Here is a 15,009-nt window from a genome sequence, read left to right as displayed (position 1 = left end):
GCTTAGCGGCCCTTCTTCGCTTTGTGGCGCGAACGGATGATGAACTTGTCCGTCGCCTTGTTGACGCGGGTCTTGGCGCCCTTGGTCGGCTTACCAGCCGGGGTCACCGGGTGGCGACCGCCCGAGGTGCGACCTTCACCACCACCGTGGGGGTGGTCGACCGGGTTCATGGCGACACCGCGGACGTGCGGGCGACGGCCCATGTGACGAGAACGACCGGCCTTGCCGAGGTTCTGGTTCATGTGGTCGGGGTTGGACACGGCGCCGACGGTGGCCATGCACGTATCGAGCACCATGCGCAGCTCGCCCGAGTTCAGGCGGATCTGGGCGTAGCCGGCGTCACGACCGACCAGCTGGGCGTAGGCGCCAGCCGAACGGGCGATCTGACCGCCCCTGGCGGGCTTCAGCTCGATGTTGTGGATGATCGTGCCGATCGGCAGCGTGCGCAGCGGCGAGGCGTTGCCCGGCTTCACGTCGACCTTCTCGCCGGTGACGACTTCGTCACCAACCTTCAGGCGTTGCGGGGCCAGGATATAGGCCAGCTCGCCGTCGACCTGATACTTGATCAGGGCGATGAAGGCGGTGCGGTTCGGGTCGTACTCAAGACGAACGACCGTGGCCGTGCCTTGCTTGCGACGCTTGAAGTCGACCAGACGGTACAGGCGCTTGGCGCCGCCGCCACGGAAACGGACCGCGATACGGCCATTGCCGCCGCGACCGCCCGACTTGGTCAGGCCTTCAACGAGCTTCTTCTCGGGCTTGCCCTTGTGAAGTTCGCTGCGGTCGATCAGCACCAGGCCGCGCTGGCCGGGGCTGGTCGGGTTAAAGTGCTTCAAGGCCATCTGCTTAGAGCCCCGTCGTGATGTCGATCGACTGGCCTTCGGCCAGCGTCACGATCGCTTTTTTGACGTCGTTGCGACGCCCGACGATGCCACGGAAGCGCTTGGTCTTGCCCTTGGTCACGATGGTGTTGACCTTGGTCACCTTGACCTTGAACAGCTCTTCGACGGCGGCGGCGATTTCGTCCTTCGACGCATCGTTGGCCACCTTGAAGACAACCTTGTTCTGCTCCGAGAGCAGGGTCGTCTTTTCGGTGATCACCGGCGACAGGATCGTGTCGTAGTGGCGAGCGGTGGCGGCCATTAGGCGGCTTCCTTCTCAGCGAAACGGGCCGAGATCGCTTCGACCGCGTCCTTGGTCAGGACGAGGGTCTGGCGACGCAGCACGTCGTAGACGTTCAGGCCGGCGTTCGGCAGGACGTCGACGTTCGGAATGTTGCGGGCGGCGAGCTTGAAGTTCGCGTCCACTTCCGGACCGGCGATGACCAGGGCGTTCTTCAGACCGATCTTGTCGAAGTTGGCGCGCAGGGCGGCCGTCTTCGCTTCGGTCAGAACGGCGCTGTCCAGAACGACCAGCGCACCCGACTTGGCCTTCGAGGACAGGGCGTGGCGCAGAGCCAGGGCCCGGATCTTCTTCGGCAGGTCGAAGGCGTGGCTGCGGACGACCGGGCCGTGGGCCTTGGCGCCGCCGACGAACTGAGCCGCACGGCGCGAACCGTGACGAGCGCCGCCGGTGCCCTTCTGCTTGTACATCTTCTTGCTCGTACGAGAGACCTCGTTACGAACTTGAATCTTGTGGTTGCCCGAGCGGCGCTTGGCCAGCTGCCAGGTCACGACGCGCTGCAGGATGTCGCCGCGGATGTCGTCGATGCCGAAGATGGCGTCGTCGAGATCAACGGAACCGGCCTTGCCGCCGTCCAGTTTGATGACGTCGAGTTTCATTAGCCTTCGCCCTCTTCGGTCGCAGCCGCGGGGGCCTCTTCAGCGGGGGTCTCAGCGGCGGCCGGAGCAGCTTCGCCAGCCTTGCGGAAGGCGCCCGGACGCGGAGCGTCGGCGGGCAGAGCCTTCTTCACGGCGTCGCGAACCTTCACGTAGCTGCCTTCATGACCGGGGACGGCGCCCTTGATCAGGATCAGGCCGCGCTCGACGTCGACCTTCCAGACGGTGACGTTGAGCGTGGTGACGGTTTCTTGACCCAGGTGACCCGCCATCTTCTTGCCCGGGAACGTACGACCCGGATCCTGGCGGTTACCGGTCGAACCGTGCGAGCGGTGCGAGACCGAGACACCGTGGGTGGCGCGCAGACCACCGAAGTTCCAGCGCTTCATGGCGCCGGCGAAACCCTTACCGACGGTGAGGCCCTGGATGTCGACCTTCTGGCCGGCGACGAAGTGGTCGGCCGTCAGTTCGGCGCCGACTTCGATCAGAGCGGCCTCTTCGACGCGGAATTCGGCGACGACGCGCTTCGGCTCGACGGCCGACTTCGCGAAGTGACCGCGCAGGGCCTTCGAGGTGTTCTTGGCTTTCTTGGCGCCGGCGCCGAGTTGCAGGGCGGTGTAGCCGTCCTTGTCAACGGTGCGCTGGCCCGTGACCTGGCAACCGTCGAGCGACAGGACGGTGACCGGCACGTGCTGACCGGCTTCGTCGAAGAAGCGGGTCATGCCGAGCTTCTTGGCGAGGACGCCGGTGCGTTGGGTGGGGAGAGTCATGGATCGGCCCTCCTTACAGCTTGATTTCGACGTCAACGCCGGCCGACAGGTCGAGCTTCATCAGCGCGTCCACGGTCTGCGGAGTCGGGTCAACGATGTCGAGAACGCGCTTGTGCGTACGGATCTCGAACTGCTCGCGCGACTTCTTGTCGACGTGCGGCGAACGGTTGACGGTGAATTTCTCGATAAGCGTGGGCAGGGGGATGGGGCCCCGCACCGTCGCGCCCGTGCGCTTGGCCGTATTGACGATCTCGCGCGTGGAATGATCCAACACGCGGTGATCGAAGGCCTTGAGCCGGATGCGGATGTTCTGACGATCCATATCGCTCGGTTTCCTAGTGGGCTGCGCCCGCGTCTCGAACCATTTCAAAGACCAACTCGAACCCCCGAGGGAGTTCGTACGCAGCGTCCGCAAAACAAATGTCCCCAACGGTTTCCCGCCGGGGGTGATGACCGAAATTGCGCCTTGTGGGGCGCTATGTCCGGGCGTCTCGCGAACCGCGTTTGAACTCGAAAGTTCACAGCCGGTCCAACAGAGGCGCGCTTGTACGTTCCGGAATCGGTTTCGTCAAGCGCTGTGTCCGGTTCGTCTCCTCCGAAAAGGACTCGAGTCGTCGGGCGGGTTCTGAATAGGCGCCCTGCCCGCCCGGCGCAAGGCCCGCCAAAACATAACGTCGGTCCGCTTTTAACGTCTTTCGCCCGAGAGCTAGCAGGAACGTGCGCCCGCTTGCGCGTAGGCGAAAAGTACGTCTCCGCAAGTGTCACAAAAATGCATTATTCGGCCCGCAAGCGCCGCCATGCGTCTTGAGGCCCGGGGCGAAGCTCCATAGATGCCGGCCTCCCCGACGGACTGGGCGGCCCTCCCCCCAACAACGACCGTCCAGCCAGCCGGGGAGCCACTGTTGTGTAAGGGGATAGACCCAAATGAATACCAAGCTTTTCGCCACCGCCGCCCTGATCGCCGCCGCCATCTCGGCCCCGGCCTTCGCCCAGAACATCGGCTCGGTCGGCGCCGCCGTGAACTACACGGACCTGAACACCCGCCTGGGCGGCAATGACGGCACCTCGGCCGTGATCGACGGCTCGGTCGCCATCCCGCTGCAAGGCGCCTGGACCGTGACCGCCAACGGCGACGTCTCGATCTCGGACAACGACCTGTCGGACGAAACCGTCGCCTCGGGCGCCGTCCACCTGACGACCAAGATCGGCGACACCGTGCGCGTCGGCGGCTTCACCGCCCTGTCGCGCCCGTCGAACGACACCCTGTGGGCCGTCGGCGCCGAAGCCCAGAAGTATCTGGACAAGGTCACCCTGACCGGCCTGGTCGCCTACGGCCAGTCCAACGACCTGGACGCCGACCTGTACTCGGTCCGCGGCGAAGCCCGCTACTTCGTGTCGGATAACTTCCGCCTGAACGCCGGCGCGGGCTGGTCGCGCATCGACACCAACGTCAACGCCGACCTGTGGGACGTGAACGCCGGCGGCGAATACAAGTTCGCCAACAGCGGCTGGTCGACGTTCGCCAAGTACACCCACGCGGAATCGAAGGACCTGGCCAAGCTGAACTCGGACGCCGTCCGGGTCGGCGTCCGCTACACCTTCGGCGGCAGCCTGAAGGACCGCGACCGCGCCGGCGCCGACCTGGCCACGGCCAGCGACCTGTTCGGCTTCGGCGTCCGCTAAGGACACCGCACGTCGTGCATGAAGAAGGCCCCGGGAGCGATCCCGGGGCCTTCGCTCTATATATAGAGTGAGAGAAAGGCCGCTTACTGGCCGATGATCACGTCGCCCGAGCCGGCCACCCGCTTCTTCACCGGGCCTGTGACCTTGGCGATGCGGATGTCGCCCGAGCCGGCCACCGAGACGTCGACCGAGCCGGCCTCGCCGTTGAAGGTCACATCGCCCGAGCCCATCACGTTCACCTCGACCGCGCGGCTGCGACCGCCGGCGACGGTGATGTTGCCCGAGCCGGCGATGTTGCCCTCCAGCTTGCCGGCGATGCTGGCGACCGTGACGTCACCGGCGCCAGCGATATTGACCTCGAGGTCGCCGTCGATGGCCTGGGTGCGAACGTCGCCCGAGCCCGCCAGGCTGATCTCGGCCGAGGCGGCAGAGCCCGCCTTGACGTCGCCCGAGCCGGCCAGGCCGATCTTCAGCTCGCCCTTGGTGTTGGCCACGGTCCAGTCGCCGCAGCCGGCGTTGGCCAGGTCGACATTGCCGGAGCGGCCGATGTCGCCGAACACCGCGCCGCCGGCCTTGACCTTGGCGTCCATGGGCACGCGCACCGCGATCTGCGGGAAGTTGTCGTAGGACACCTCGCCCGCGCCGCGCACCCGAACCGAGATCTTGCCGTTTCGGTTGTTGCAGCCGTTGATCCTGTTCATGCGCAGGTCGCCGTCGATGACCGTCTCGTCACCCTGCTTGCGGATATCCAGCGGCAGGCTGGCGTTGGTGGTCAGGACCTCGACCTTCACGTCTGAGCGGTTCTCGGGGATCACCACGACGCGGGCGACCGCGTCCTTGATCTTCACGGAAGGCGCGGCCTGAGCGACGCCAGCGGCGGAAACGGCGGCGGCCAGAACGGCCAGGGTGGTCAGAGCGCGCATCGATCAGTCCCCTCGGATGCGTTGAAATTCGATAAGGGGAAGCTAGCGACGGTTCGTCACCGGTTCGACTTAATTCGAGGTCATGACCCCGAAGTCATGGAACGGCGGTCGCGGCCGCCGCCCCGTTCGGCCAGCGCGCCTGGTGCTTGCGGAGCCGGACCGGCGCCGACTTGTAGGCCGGCGTGCCCGAACGCTGGTCATGGTCGTCCAGCGAGATCACAACATTGGTCTCGGGATAATAGGCGGCCAGGCAGCCCGGCGGGATATCGCGGGCCACCACCGTGAACGCCCGCACCACCCGCTCGCCCGTCTCGTCGAACGCCGCGCCCAGGTCCACCAGGTCGCCTTGCGCCAGGCCCATCCGCGCCAGGTCGTCGGGATTGGCGAAGATCACGTCGCGCCGGCCGAACACGCCGCGATAGCGGTCGTCGTTGCCGTAGATCGTGGTGTTGTACTGATCGTGGCTGCGCAGGGTGGTCAGGATCATCACGTCCGGATCGCCCCGGCGCGGATCGCCGCCCTTGGGGTCGTGGACGATGAAGTTGGCCTTGCCCGTCGCCGTCTTCCACACCCGGTTCGTCGGCCCCACCGGCAAGCGGAAGCCGCCGGGGACACGGACCTTGTCGTTGTAGTCGTCGAACGCGCCGGGAAAGACGCGGGCGATCAAGTCGCGGATGGCGTCGTAGTCGTCGGCCAGTCCCGGCCAGTCGACCAACGGATCCTGGCCGAACGTCGCCGCCGCGATCCCCGCCACGATGGCCGGCTCGGACATCAGGTGCTCGGACGCCGGCGGGTTCAGCCCCCGCGAGGCGTGGACCATAGACATCGAGTCCTCGACCGTCACCGACTGGCGCACGCCGGCCCGCACGTCCATCTCGGTGCGACCCAGGCACGGGAGAAGGATCGCGTGTTTGCCGACCAGCAGGTGCGTGCGGTTGGGCTTGGTGGCGACGTGGACGGCCAGGTCCAGCTTGCGCATCGCCGCGAAGGTCCGCACCGGATCGGGCGCGGCCACGGCGAAGTTGCCGCCCAGGCCGACGAAGACCTTGCTATCACCCCGCTCGATGGCCTCGATGGCCTCCACCACGGTATGGCCATGCTGGCGCGGCGGTTCGAAGCCGAAGACGTCCCGCAGCGAGTCCAGCATCACCGTCGACGGCTTCTCCCAGATACCGACCGTGCGGTTGCCCTGGACGTTGGAGTGGCCCCGCAACGGACAGATCCCCGCCCCCGGCCGACCGATATTGCCCTTCAGCAGCAGCAGGTTGACCAGCTGCTGCACCGCGCCCGAGCTGTCGCGGTGCTGGGTTAGGCCCATGCCGTAGCAAAGGATCGCCGCCTTGGCCTTGGCATAGACCGCCGCCGCCTCCTCGATCCGCGCGCGCGACAGGCCGCTGCCAGCCTCGATCGTCGCCCAGTCCAGCGCCTCGACGCTGGCGACGACCGCTTCGAAACCGGCGGTGTGCTCCAAGATGAAGTCGTGATCCAGGACGCCGCCGTCGCGCGTCTCCATGGCCAGCAGCGCCTTCATCATGCCCTGCACCAGCAGGGCGTCGCCGCCGATCTTCACCTGGAAATAGGCCGAGGCGATCGGGGTCGAGGACAGGGTCGCCATCTCGACCGGATCCTGCGGCGAGGCGAACTTCTCCAGCGCCCGCTCCTTCAGCGGGTTGAAAGCCAGGATCGTCGCCCCGCGCCGGCTGGCCTCGCGCAGGGTGGCCATCATCCGCGGGTGGTTGGTGCCTGGGTTGTGGCCGAAGCACATGATCAGGTCGGCGTGGTCGAAGTCCTCCAGCGTCACCGAGCCTTTGCCCAGGCCGATCGAGTCCGGCAGGCCGACGCTGGTCGGCTCGTGGCACATGTTCGAGCAGTCGGGGAAATTGTTGGTCCCGAACCGCCGCGCCATCAGCTGGTAGAGGAAGGCCGCCTCGTTGCTGGCCCGGCCCGAGGCGTAGAACTCGGCCTCGTTCGGATCCTTCAGGGCCTTAAGCCCCGCCGCCGTCCGGGCGAAGGCCTCGTCCCAGGTGATCGGCTTGTAGCGATCGTCGGCCGGATCGTAGGCCATCGGCTCGGTCAACCGGCCCAGGTCCTCGATCTGGTGGTCGGTCCAGGTCAGCAGTTCGCTGACCGTGTGCTCGGCGAAGACCTGTGGCGTGGCGCGCTTGGACGTCGCCTCCCAGGCCACCGCCTTGGCGCCGTTCTCGCAGAACTCGAACGAGCTGGTGTGCTTGGGATCGGGCCAGGCGCAGCCGGGGCAGTCGAAGCCCTCGGGCTGATTGGCCCGCATCAGGGTCTTGCCGCCTTCGACAACCGTCTCCTGGTCGACCAGCGCGCCGGCCACCGCCTTCAGCGCGCCCCAGCCACCGGCCGGCTGGTGATACGGGCGGACGCCCGGGACCTTCGGATCGGACATCAGGCCGGCTCCAGCTCAGATTCGACAAGGCGCTCGCCGCCGGCGAACACCGCGTGACCATCGGCGCGGGCCAGGGCCACCAGGGTCAGGTTGGCCTCTTCGGCCTTGGCGATGGCCAGCTCGGTCGGGGCCGAGACCGCGACCAGGATCGGGCAGCCCATCCGCGCCGCCTTCTCGACCATCTCGAACGAGCAGCGGCTGGTGACCACGACGAAGCCGGCCGCCGCGTCATGCCCCTCGCGGGCCATGGCGCCGGCCAGCTTGTCCAGCGCGTTGTGGCGGCCGACGTCCTCGCGGACCAGAACCAGCGCCCCGTCCGCGTCGAAGAAGGCGGCGGCGTGGGTGGCGCGAGTCAGGCGGCCCAGGCTCTGTTCTTGCTCCAGCGCCGCGAGGGCGCGCGGGATCGCCTGGTGTCGGATCCGGACGCCCTGGCCCAGCACCGGCAGCGGCCGCACCGCGTCGGCCAGGCGCTGCACGCCGCACAGCCCGCAGCTGGAGCGGCCTTCCAGATTGCGCGGTCGGGCCTTCTTGCCGACCACGCCTGGCGCGAGGCGGACGTCGACCAGGATTCCCTGCTCTTCTTCCTTCGTCGTGATCTCGAGGACGTCGGACGCCCGGGCCACCGCCTCGGTGACCACAAAGCCCAGGGCCAGTTCCTCCAGATCCCGAGGCGTGGCCATCAGCACCGTGTGCGGACGGCCGTCGAACGACAGGCCCACGGCGATCTCGCGCGGCAGGTCGCGGGCGAGGGTCTCCGGGGCGCGCCCGGCGCGCCATTGCACGGCCGAACGTCTTTCTGAGGGGGAACGCGACATGGCCGGAAGCCTACTCCCGAGGCGCCGAGCGGTACAGCCGGTGACGTAACGACAGGAATGTTCAAAACCGTCATCGTTCAACGGGTGACCGCCGCGCGATCCTGGCGCAATCTCCGGTCATGGCAGGCACAACCTTCGACACCCGACGCGCCCAGATGTTTCCCCGGCTGGAACCGGCCGAGATCGACCGCCTGCGCCGCTTTGGCCAGGTCATCCACGCCGAGGCCGGCGCGGCCCTGGCCACGGCCGGCGTCCCCTCGCCCGGCCTGTTCGTGGTCCTGGCCGGCCGGGTGGCGATCAGCCGCCGCGACGCTCACGACGATCGCCAGCCGATCGTGGAGCACGCCGCCGGCCAGTTCATCGGCGAGATCGCCCAGCTGTCGGGCCGCCCGTCGCTGGTCGACGTCACCGCCATCACCGCCGTCGAGGCCCTGCTAATCGCTCCCGAGCGCCTGCGCGCCGTGCTGGTCGCCGAGGCCGAGCTCGGCGAGCGGATCATGCGCGCCCTGATTCTGCGCCGGGTCAGCCTGATCGAGACCGGCGCCGGCGGTCCGATCATCGTCGGGCGCGAGGCGGACGCCGAGGTCATCCGCCTGTCCGGCTTCCTGGCTCGCAACGGCCACCCCTTCCAGCAGCTGGATCCCGACCAGATGGACTGCGCCAAGGTGCTGATCCAGCGCTTCGAGGTCGACGAGAGCGAGTTGCCGATCGTGCTGTGCCCGAACGGCCAGATCCTGCGCCAGCCGACCAATCATCAGTTGGGCCGCTGCATCGGCCTGGTCGGCCCGATCGACTCCGACCGCATCTATGACGTCGCCGTCGTCGGCGCGGGCCCGGCGGGCCTGTCCACCGCCGTCTACGCCGCGTCCGAGGGCCTGTCGGTGTTGGTGCTGGACACGCGCGCCTTCGGCGGCCAGGCCGGCGCCTCGGCGCGGATCGAGAACTATCTGGGCTTTCCGACCGGGATCACCGGCATGGCCCTGATGGGCCGCGCCTACGGCCAGGCCCAGAAGTTCGGGGCCGAGCTGGCCATTCCCGACGAGGTCGCCTCGCTGGTCTGCGAGGACGACGGCAAGCATCGCTATCGCCTGGCCCTCGCCAGCGGCGAGACGGCCCAGGCCAAGACGGTGGTCATCGCCAGCGGCGCCCGCTATCGCCGGCTGGAGGTCGAGAACCTGGACCGCTTCGAAGGCGCCTGCGTCCACTACTGGGCCTCGCCGCTGGAGGCCAAGCTGTGCGCCGGCCAGGAAGTCGCCCTCGTCGGCGCCGGCAATTCGGCGGGCCAAGCGGCCGTCTACCTGGCCAGCCAGGTCAAGAAGGTCTGGATGATCGTGCGCGGCGAAAGCTTGGCGGCGACCATGTCGCGCTACCTGATCGACCGCATCGAGAGCACGCCGAACATCGAGGTGGTGGTGAAGAGCCAGGTCGTCGACCTGGAGGGCGAGGACGCCGAAGGCAAGAGCGGCCAGCTGTCGGCCATCCGTTGGCGCGGCCCGAACGGCGTTGAGACCACCCAGGCGATCAGCCACCTCTTCCTGTTCATCGGCGCCGCACCCAACACCGCGTGGCTGACCCACTGCCATGTCGAGCTTGACAATCACGGCTTCGTCCGCACCGGGACGGATCTGGCTCCCGGCCACCCGCTACTGCAGACCAGCCGCAAGGGCGTATACGCGATCGGCGACGTCCGGGCCGGCTCGGTCAAGCGCGTCGGCGCCGCCATCGGCGAAGGCGCCCAGGCGGTCGCCGCCATCCATGCCTATCTGGCCGAAGCCTGAAGGAAACCGACATGACCTGCATGCACGGAGACGCCATCCGCCTGGTCACGCCCGGCACGAAGGGCTGCGAGGAATGCCTGAAGTCCGGCGGCTGGTGGGTCCACCTGCGCCTGTGCCGGACCTGCGGCCACGTCGGCTGCTGCGACGACAGTCCCAGCCGGCACGCCACTGCCCACTTCCGCGCGACCAAGCACCCGATCATCGAGGGCTATGACCCGCCGGAAGGCTGGGGCTGGTGCTTCGTCGACGAGGTGTTCGTGGAACTGCCGGACCAGACCCCGCAGGTCGGGCCAATCCCGAAGTTCGTCGAGGGCTAGACGACTCCGCCAACAAGCGGCCGATGAGACTCACGACCACGCTTCGAAGCGTGGTCGTTCGCGCGGTCTCATCTCACGACAATTCGACGACAGACCGTGGCTGATAGGCCACGATTAAAATTCCCAAAATCGCCGATTGCACGAAAGGAAATTCCCCACTTTTGCGCCAAACTATCGAAAGACTTCCCGCCCGCATAAATTCTAGCTGATTATAACGCTGCATAGCAATCCGCGACAAAGCGCCGGACAAAGACAGATCTTCAGGGAATAAAGGCCCACAAACGGGCCACAGTCGCTTCATAGCCATTGCCCATCGCGAACACGGTTTCGCTGAATTTTCGTCACCTTTCGACGGGTGGCGACCAAGGGGAATGTCTATATGCCAAAGATCCATTATTTGGGGAGCGCGTCCGCCCTCATTCTTTTGCTGAGCGCCGCGCCGCCGGTTGCACAGGCGCAGACCGACAATACTGATAAAGACACCTCCGCCGCGGTCGAAGAGATCGTCGTCACCGGCTCGCGCATCGTTCGTCGTGACTATGCTTCGAACAGCCCGATCGTGACGGTCGGCAAGGACGACATCGAAAAGCTGGGCTCGGTGACGGTCGACACCCTGCTTAACCAGATGCCGCAATTCGTGCCGTCGGTGAGCAGCACGTCGAACAATCCGTCGAACGGCGGCCAGGCCAATATCGACCTGCGCGGCATGGGGACCGCCCGGACGATGGTGCTGCTGGACGGCCACCGGGTGGTGCCGTCCAATGCGAACGGCACGGTCGACATCAACATCATCCCCTCGGCCCTGATCCAGAACATCGAGGTGATCACCGGCGGCGCCTCGGCGACCTACGGTTCGGACGCCATGGCCGGGGTGGTGAACTTCAAGCTCAACAACACCTTCAACGGCCTGCAGATGGACGCTCAGTACGGCGTCACCGAGGAAGGCGATGGTCGCGAAAAGGCCCTGTCGGTCACGGCCGGCGGCCACTACGCGGAAGGGCGCGGCCACGCGGTCCTGTCGCTGGGCTATTCCGAGCGCGGCGAGGTCTTCAACGCCTCGCGCGACTTCTCGAAGATCTCGGGCGCGTCCTCGACGACGCCCTATGGCCGCTACGACGCCACCGGGACCAACCTGCCCAGCCAGAGCGCCGTCGACGCCGTCTTCGCCAAGTACGGCTATACGGCCGGCTCGGTGAAGGCCAGCGCCAACCTCGGCTTCAACAACGACGGGACGCTGTTCTACAACGGGGTCAACTACAAGGGCTCGACGGCGATCGACTATTCGACGATCCCGGTCAATGGCACCTACAACACCGGCGCTCTGAACCTGCTGCAACTGCCGCTGACGCGCTACACCGCCTACGCCGCCACCGACTACCAGATCAACGAACACGCCCAGTTCTACGGCTCGTTCAACTTCACCCACTATGACTCGCGCACGGTCCTGGCGCCCGCCCCGGCCGCCAGCAGCACCGGCTTCAGCGTGCCGGTGACCAACCCGTTCATCTCCGACGACCTGGCCGCGCTGTTGGCCAGCCGCGCCGACCCGACCGCCAACTTCCTGCTGCGCAAGCGCTTCACAGACGTCGGCCCGCGCGTCTCGGAGACCACGTTCAACGTGTTCCAGATCGCCGGCGGCGTGCGCGGCGACACCGGCTTTAAGGACTGGACGTACGACGTCTACGCGTCCTACGGCCGCTCGGAGCAGAACGAGACCCAGTCGGGCAATGTCAGCCACTCGGCCGTCCAGACGCTGCTCAACGCGGCCGACGGCGGCGCCAGCCTGTGCGACGGCGGCTATGACCCGTTCGGCCTGCAGGCGATCTCGGCCTCGTGCCTGTCGTATATCTCGCGCCAGACCAAGAACCGCACGGTGGCCGAACAGCAGGTGGTCGAAGCCAACTTCCAGGGCGGCTTGTTCAACCTCCCGGCCGGTGAAGTGCGCGGCGCCTTCGGCGCCAGCTACAAGCGCGACACCTATCTGTTCGAGCCCGACAGCCTGCTGTCGACCGGCGACGTGGTCGGCTTCAACGCCCAGGACGCCATCGACGCCTCGACCAACGTCAAGGAGCTGTACGGCGAGCTGGCGGTTCCGGTGCTCAAGGACCTGCCGTTCATCAAGGCCCTGAACCTGGACGCCGGCTACCGCCTGTCGGACTACAACACCGTCGGCAAGGTCAGCGCCTACAAGCTGGACGGCAATTGGGAAGTGGTCGAAGGCCTGCGCCTGCGCGGCGGATACCAGCGCGCCGTGCGCGCCCCGTCGATCGGCGAACTCTACTCGCCGCAGAACCAGGACTATCCGTCGATCAGCGAGGACCCCTGCGCCTATGATAGCACCTACCGGGCGGGCTCCAACGCCGCCACGGTCCGGGCGCTGTGCCTGGCCCAGGGCGTGCCGACCGCGATCATCGACAGCTACACCTACGCCAACACCCAGGTGAACGCGCTGACCGGCGGCAACCCCGACCTGAAGGAAGAGAAGGCCAACACCTTCAACGCCGGCCTGGTCTGGACGCCTCGGTTCAACCACCCGCTGCTAGAACGCCTGTCGATGTCGGTCGACTACTACTCGATCGACGTGAAGGACGCGATCGGCACGATCGACGCCAGCACCGCCCTGGACAAGTGCTACTCGGCCGAGGGCAACCCCTCGGGTTCGGCCTCGAACTACTATTGCAGCCTGTTCGTGCGCAGCAGCTCGACCGGCGAGATCGACACCCTGACCCTGACCAACCTGAACCTGGCCGAGTACAAGACCTCGGGCGTGGACTTCCAGGTCGACTGGGGCTTCGGCCTTGGCGCGGTGGGACTGGACGACCGTTACGGCGCGATCAAGGTCAATGTGATCGGGTCCTATCTCGACAGCTTCAAGGTCCAGAGCCTGCCGGGCGAGGCGTTCGCGGAGCTGAAGGGCACGATCGGCAACACCCAGATCAGCTCGACCGCGGTCTCGCACCCGGAATGGAAGTACGCCACCTCGGTCAGCTATCTGATCGGTCCGGTGGAGGTCGGCGCCCGCTGGCGCTACATCGGCGACATGGTCGACGCGTCCGACGCCAGCGAGAAGATCGGCGCGGTGAACTACTACGACCTGAACGCGACGTGGAAGATCACCGACACCTATTCGATCCGCGGCGGCGTCACCAACCTGACCAACAAGCAGCCGCCCTACTTCTACTCCTACGTCCAGGCCAACACCGATCCGTCGACCTACGACGTGCTCGGCCGTCGGTTCTTCCTGGCGGTGAAGGCGAAGTTCTAGGGACTGGGATTTTCAGCCAAACTGCATGGGCGGGCTCCGCGTTGAGCCCGCCTTTTCTTTCTCTCACCCGACGGGCGGGGCGCAGTGCTCATTTCCGCAACCGGCTCGGATCGCTCTTCAGCCGATCCAGCACATCATCGATCGCGTCGATGACGGCCTGCGGCTGATCGAGCTGGATGTAGTGGCCGGTCGCCGGCACGTTGCGGTTCTCGCCGCGTGTCGAACGCGCGGCGAGGGCGTCGTGCATCGTCGTCCAATTGGCCCAGAGGATGGCGCGGGTCTGCTCCGTCTCGTTCGCGCCCAACGGGACCGTGTCCTTCGGCCGCGTCAGCACGATCAGCGGCATGGACCCGAACGAGCCGATCTCGGCGGCCAGTTGCGAGCCGCTAAGTCCGCTGCGCATGCTCTCGAATTCGGAAGCCGCCGCCCGCTGGTAGGCCGGCTTGCGATGGAGCTCGGCGTGGACGGCGTTGAGCGCCTCGCCCATGCGGGGATCGGGCTTGTCGATGCAAGCGGCGTCCGCCAATCCTTGTTCGACCTTGAGGACGCAGGCGCGCTTGCGAGCCAGCGCCGGTTGCAGGAGCTCGGTCTCGAACTTCGGGAAGGCCTGCCGGGCGGCGTCGATCTGGCGCTCGTTGGCCGGATCCACGCCGACGAACGCGGCGACGTCCTTGGGATAGCGGCTGGCGTAGAGCTGGCTGGTCAGCCCGCCGTACGAGTGACCGACCAGAACGTACGGCCCCTTCAGTCCGGCCTTCGCCAGCAGCCGATGCAGGTCGTCGGCGATGTTGCTGGCCGAGCTGGCCCGCCTCGCCGGGTCGCTGAAGCCGATGCCGGCGCGATCGTAGGAGCAGGTCGTCGTGCGCTTGGCGATCGCCGGTTGGACCAAGCCCCAGGTGCTGGTGTCGTCACCCAGTCCAGCCTCGAAAATCACGGTCGGCGCGCCAGAGCCGATGCAATAGAGATTCAGGCGGCGGCCAGGCTCGACCTCGACCAAGCGCTGCGCATGGGCATAGGCGAGGTCCTCGACGCGGGCTGATTGCTGGGCTGACGCTGGAAGGCTCGACACCAGAAGGGCCAGCGCGATGAGGCTTGTTCCGATGCGCATGGATCCCTCGAAGCTGAAGAGAGATCTGGAGCGGATGGCGTCAGGGAGCCAGTTAAAACGCTGTAACGCCCATGCCCTTGATGTCCGCGACCCAACCGTGACCTCACGCAGCAAAGCAAAAGGCCCCGGAGATCGCTCTCCGGGGCCTTCGCTTAGATC

13 protein-coding genes are annotated in these 15,009 nt (G+C 66.8%); 4 read left to right on the top strand and 9 right to left on the bottom strand.

Features of this window, described 5'->3' with window-relative positions; translation table 11 throughout:
* Window positions 1-2 precede the first annotated feature (2 nt).
* The 5 genes from rplB to rpsJ are packed head-to-tail and all read right to left on the bottom strand — an operon-like array spanning window position 3 to window position 2,870.
* Window positions 3-842 (bottom strand): 50S ribosomal protein L2, encoded by an 840-nt coding sequence (rplB, locus tag MZV50_RS10060; RefSeq protein WP_252634385.1) that lies wholly within the window; start codon window positions 840-842, stop codon window positions 3-5.
* Window positions 843-846: 4 nt separating this feature from the next.
* A complete protein-coding gene (locus tag MZV50_RS10055) occupies window positions 847-1,143 on the bottom strand; it encodes a 50S ribosomal protein L23 (protein ID WP_172265586.1) in 297 nt (98 codons plus the stop codon).
* Entirely contained in the window at window positions 1,143-1,781 is a 639-nt protein-coding gene (gene rplD, locus MZV50_RS10050) for a 50S ribosomal protein L4 (RefSeq protein ID WP_223394541.1), read from the bottom strand. Before rplD ends, MZV50_RS10055 begins: the two co-directional genes overlap by 1 nt.
* Window positions 1,781-2,548: a 50S ribosomal protein L3 gene (rplC, locus tag MZV50_RS10045; protein ID WP_252634384.1), complete on the bottom strand. Its 768-nt coding sequence runs from the start codon at window positions 2,546-2,548 to the stop codon at window positions 1,781-1,783. Before rplC ends, rplD begins: the two co-directional genes overlap by 1 nt.
* A 13-nt stretch (window positions 2,549-2,561) precedes the next feature.
* Window positions 2,562-2,870 carry a 30S ribosomal protein S10 gene (gene rpsJ, locus MZV50_RS10040; RefSeq protein WP_004616952.1) on the bottom strand — a complete coding sequence of 103 codons (309 nt, stop codon included), beginning with the start codon at window positions 2,868-2,870 and terminating at the stop codon, window positions 2,562-2,564.
* Window positions 2,871-3,472: 602 nt separating this feature from the next.
* On the opposite strand from rpsJ, the gene MZV50_RS10035 reads away from it, so the two are divergent.
* On the top strand, window positions 3,473-4,231 hold the full coding sequence (locus tag MZV50_RS10035; RefSeq protein ID WP_252634382.1) for an outer membrane protein: 759 nt from the start codon (window positions 3,473-3,475) through the stop codon (window positions 4,229-4,231).
* A gap of 83 nt (window positions 4,232-4,314) precedes the next feature.
* Here MZV50_RS10035 and MZV50_RS10030 read toward each other — a convergent pair whose 3' ends face one another.
* From MZV50_RS10030 to fdhD, 3 genes are all read right to left on the bottom strand, one after another.
* Window positions 4,315-5,154 (bottom strand): GIN domain-containing protein, encoded by an 840-nt coding sequence (locus MZV50_RS10030; RefSeq protein ID WP_252634381.1) that lies wholly within the window; start codon window positions 5,152-5,154, stop codon window positions 4,315-4,317.
* A 94-nt stretch (window positions 5,155-5,248) separates the two neighbouring features.
* A complete protein-coding gene (locus MZV50_RS10025) occupies window positions 5,249-7,567 on the bottom strand; it encodes an FdhF/YdeP family oxidoreductase (RefSeq protein ID WP_252634380.1) in 2,319 nt (772 codons plus the stop codon).
* Window positions 7,567-8,382, bottom strand: coding sequence for a formate dehydrogenase accessory sulfurtransferase FdhD (fdhD, locus tag MZV50_RS10020; protein ID WP_252634378.1), 816 nt, complete (start codon window positions 8,380-8,382; stop codon window positions 7,567-7,569). Before fdhD ends, MZV50_RS10025 begins: the two co-directional genes overlap by 1 nt.
* Window positions 8,383-8,501: 119 nt before the next feature.
* Between fdhD and MZV50_RS10015 the strand changes: the two genes are divergently transcribed.
* The 3 genes from MZV50_RS10015 (at window position 8,502) to MZV50_RS10005 (ending at window position 13,742) form a co-directional block, all read left to right on the top strand.
* A complete protein-coding gene (locus tag MZV50_RS10015; protein WP_252634376.1) occupies window positions 8,502-10,160 on the top strand; it encodes an FAD-dependent oxidoreductase in 1,659 nt (552 codons plus the stop codon).
* 11 nt (window positions 10,161-10,171) lie between these two features.
* Window positions 10,172-10,477 (top strand): UBP-type zinc finger domain-containing protein, encoded by a 306-nt coding sequence (locus MZV50_RS10010; protein ID WP_252634374.1) that lies wholly within the window; start codon window positions 10,172-10,174, stop codon window positions 10,475-10,477.
* 379 nt (window positions 10,478-10,856) lie between these two features.
* Window positions 10,857-13,742, top strand: a complete 2,886-nt coding sequence (locus tag MZV50_RS10005; protein ID WP_252634372.1) for a TonB-dependent receptor domain-containing protein — start codon at window positions 10,857-10,859, stop codon at window positions 13,740-13,742.
* Between the two features lie 88 nt (window positions 13,743-13,830).
* On the opposite strand, the gene MZV50_RS10000 is transcribed toward MZV50_RS10005, so the two are convergent.
* Complete coding sequence (locus MZV50_RS10000) at window positions 13,831-14,850, bottom strand: alpha/beta fold hydrolase (protein ID WP_252634370.1); 1,020 nt, start codon at window positions 14,848-14,850, stop codon at window positions 13,831-13,833.
* Between the last annotated feature and the right edge of the window lie 159 nt (window positions 14,851-15,009).

Origin of the sequence: Caulobacter segnis, from assembly GCF_023935105.1 — a bacterium.
Taxonomy (GTDB): domain Bacteria; phylum Pseudomonadota; class Alphaproteobacteria; order Caulobacterales; family Caulobacteraceae; genus Caulobacter; species Caulobacter segnis_B.
This window is presented reverse-complemented; position numbering and strand designations above follow the sequence as displayed.

Excerpts from the sequence above, each read along its gene's own strand:
- MZV50_RS10035 (WP_252634382.1), top strand. The coding sequence starts at position 3,473 with ATGAATACCAAGCTTTTCGCCACCGCCGCCCTGATCGCCGCCGCCATC.
- rplC (WP_252634384.1), bottom strand. The coding sequence starts at position 2,548 with ATGACTCTCCCCACCCAACGCACCGGCGTCCTCGCCAAGAAGCTCGGC.
- MZV50_RS10010 (WP_252634374.1), top strand. The coding sequence starts at position 10,172 with ATGACCTGCATGCACGGAGACGCCATCCGCCTGGTCACGCCCGGCACG.
- MZV50_RS10015 (WP_252634376.1), top strand. The coding sequence starts at position 8,502 with ATGGCAGGCACAACCTTCGACACCCGACGCGCCCAGATGTTTCCCCGG.
- MZV50_RS10030 (WP_252634381.1), bottom strand. The coding sequence starts at position 5,154 with ATGCGCGCTCTGACCACCCTGGCCGTTCTGGCCGCCGCCGTTTCCGCC.
- fdhD (WP_252634378.1), bottom strand. The coding sequence starts at position 8,382 with ATGTCGCGTTCCCCCTCAGAAAGACGTTCGGCCGTGCAATGGCGCGCC.
- MZV50_RS10055 (WP_172265586.1), bottom strand. The coding sequence starts at position 1,143 with ATGGCCGCCACCGCTCGCCACTACGACACGATCCTGTCGCCGGTGATC.
- rpsJ (WP_004616952.1), bottom strand. The coding sequence starts at position 2,870 with ATGGATCGTCAGAACATCCGCATCCGGCTCAAGGCCTTCGATCACCGC.
- rplD (WP_223394541.1), bottom strand. The coding sequence starts at position 1,781 with ATGAAACTCGACGTCATCAAACTGGACGGCGGCAAGGCCGGTTCCGTT.
- MZV50_RS10000 (WP_252634370.1), bottom strand. The coding sequence starts at position 14,850 with ATGCGCATCGGAACAAGCCTCATCGCGCTGGCCCTTCTGGTGTCGAGC.
- MZV50_RS10005 (WP_252634372.1), top strand. The coding sequence starts at position 10,857 with ATGCCAAAGATCCATTATTTGGGGAGCGCGTCCGCCCTCATTCTTTTG.
- MZV50_RS10025 (WP_252634380.1), bottom strand. The coding sequence starts at position 7,567 with ATGTCCGATCCGAAGGTCCCGGGCGTCCGCCCGTATCACCAGCCGGCC.
- rplB (WP_252634385.1), bottom strand. The coding sequence starts at position 842 with ATGGCCTTGAAGCACTTTAACCCGACCAGCCCCGGCCAGCGCGGCCTG.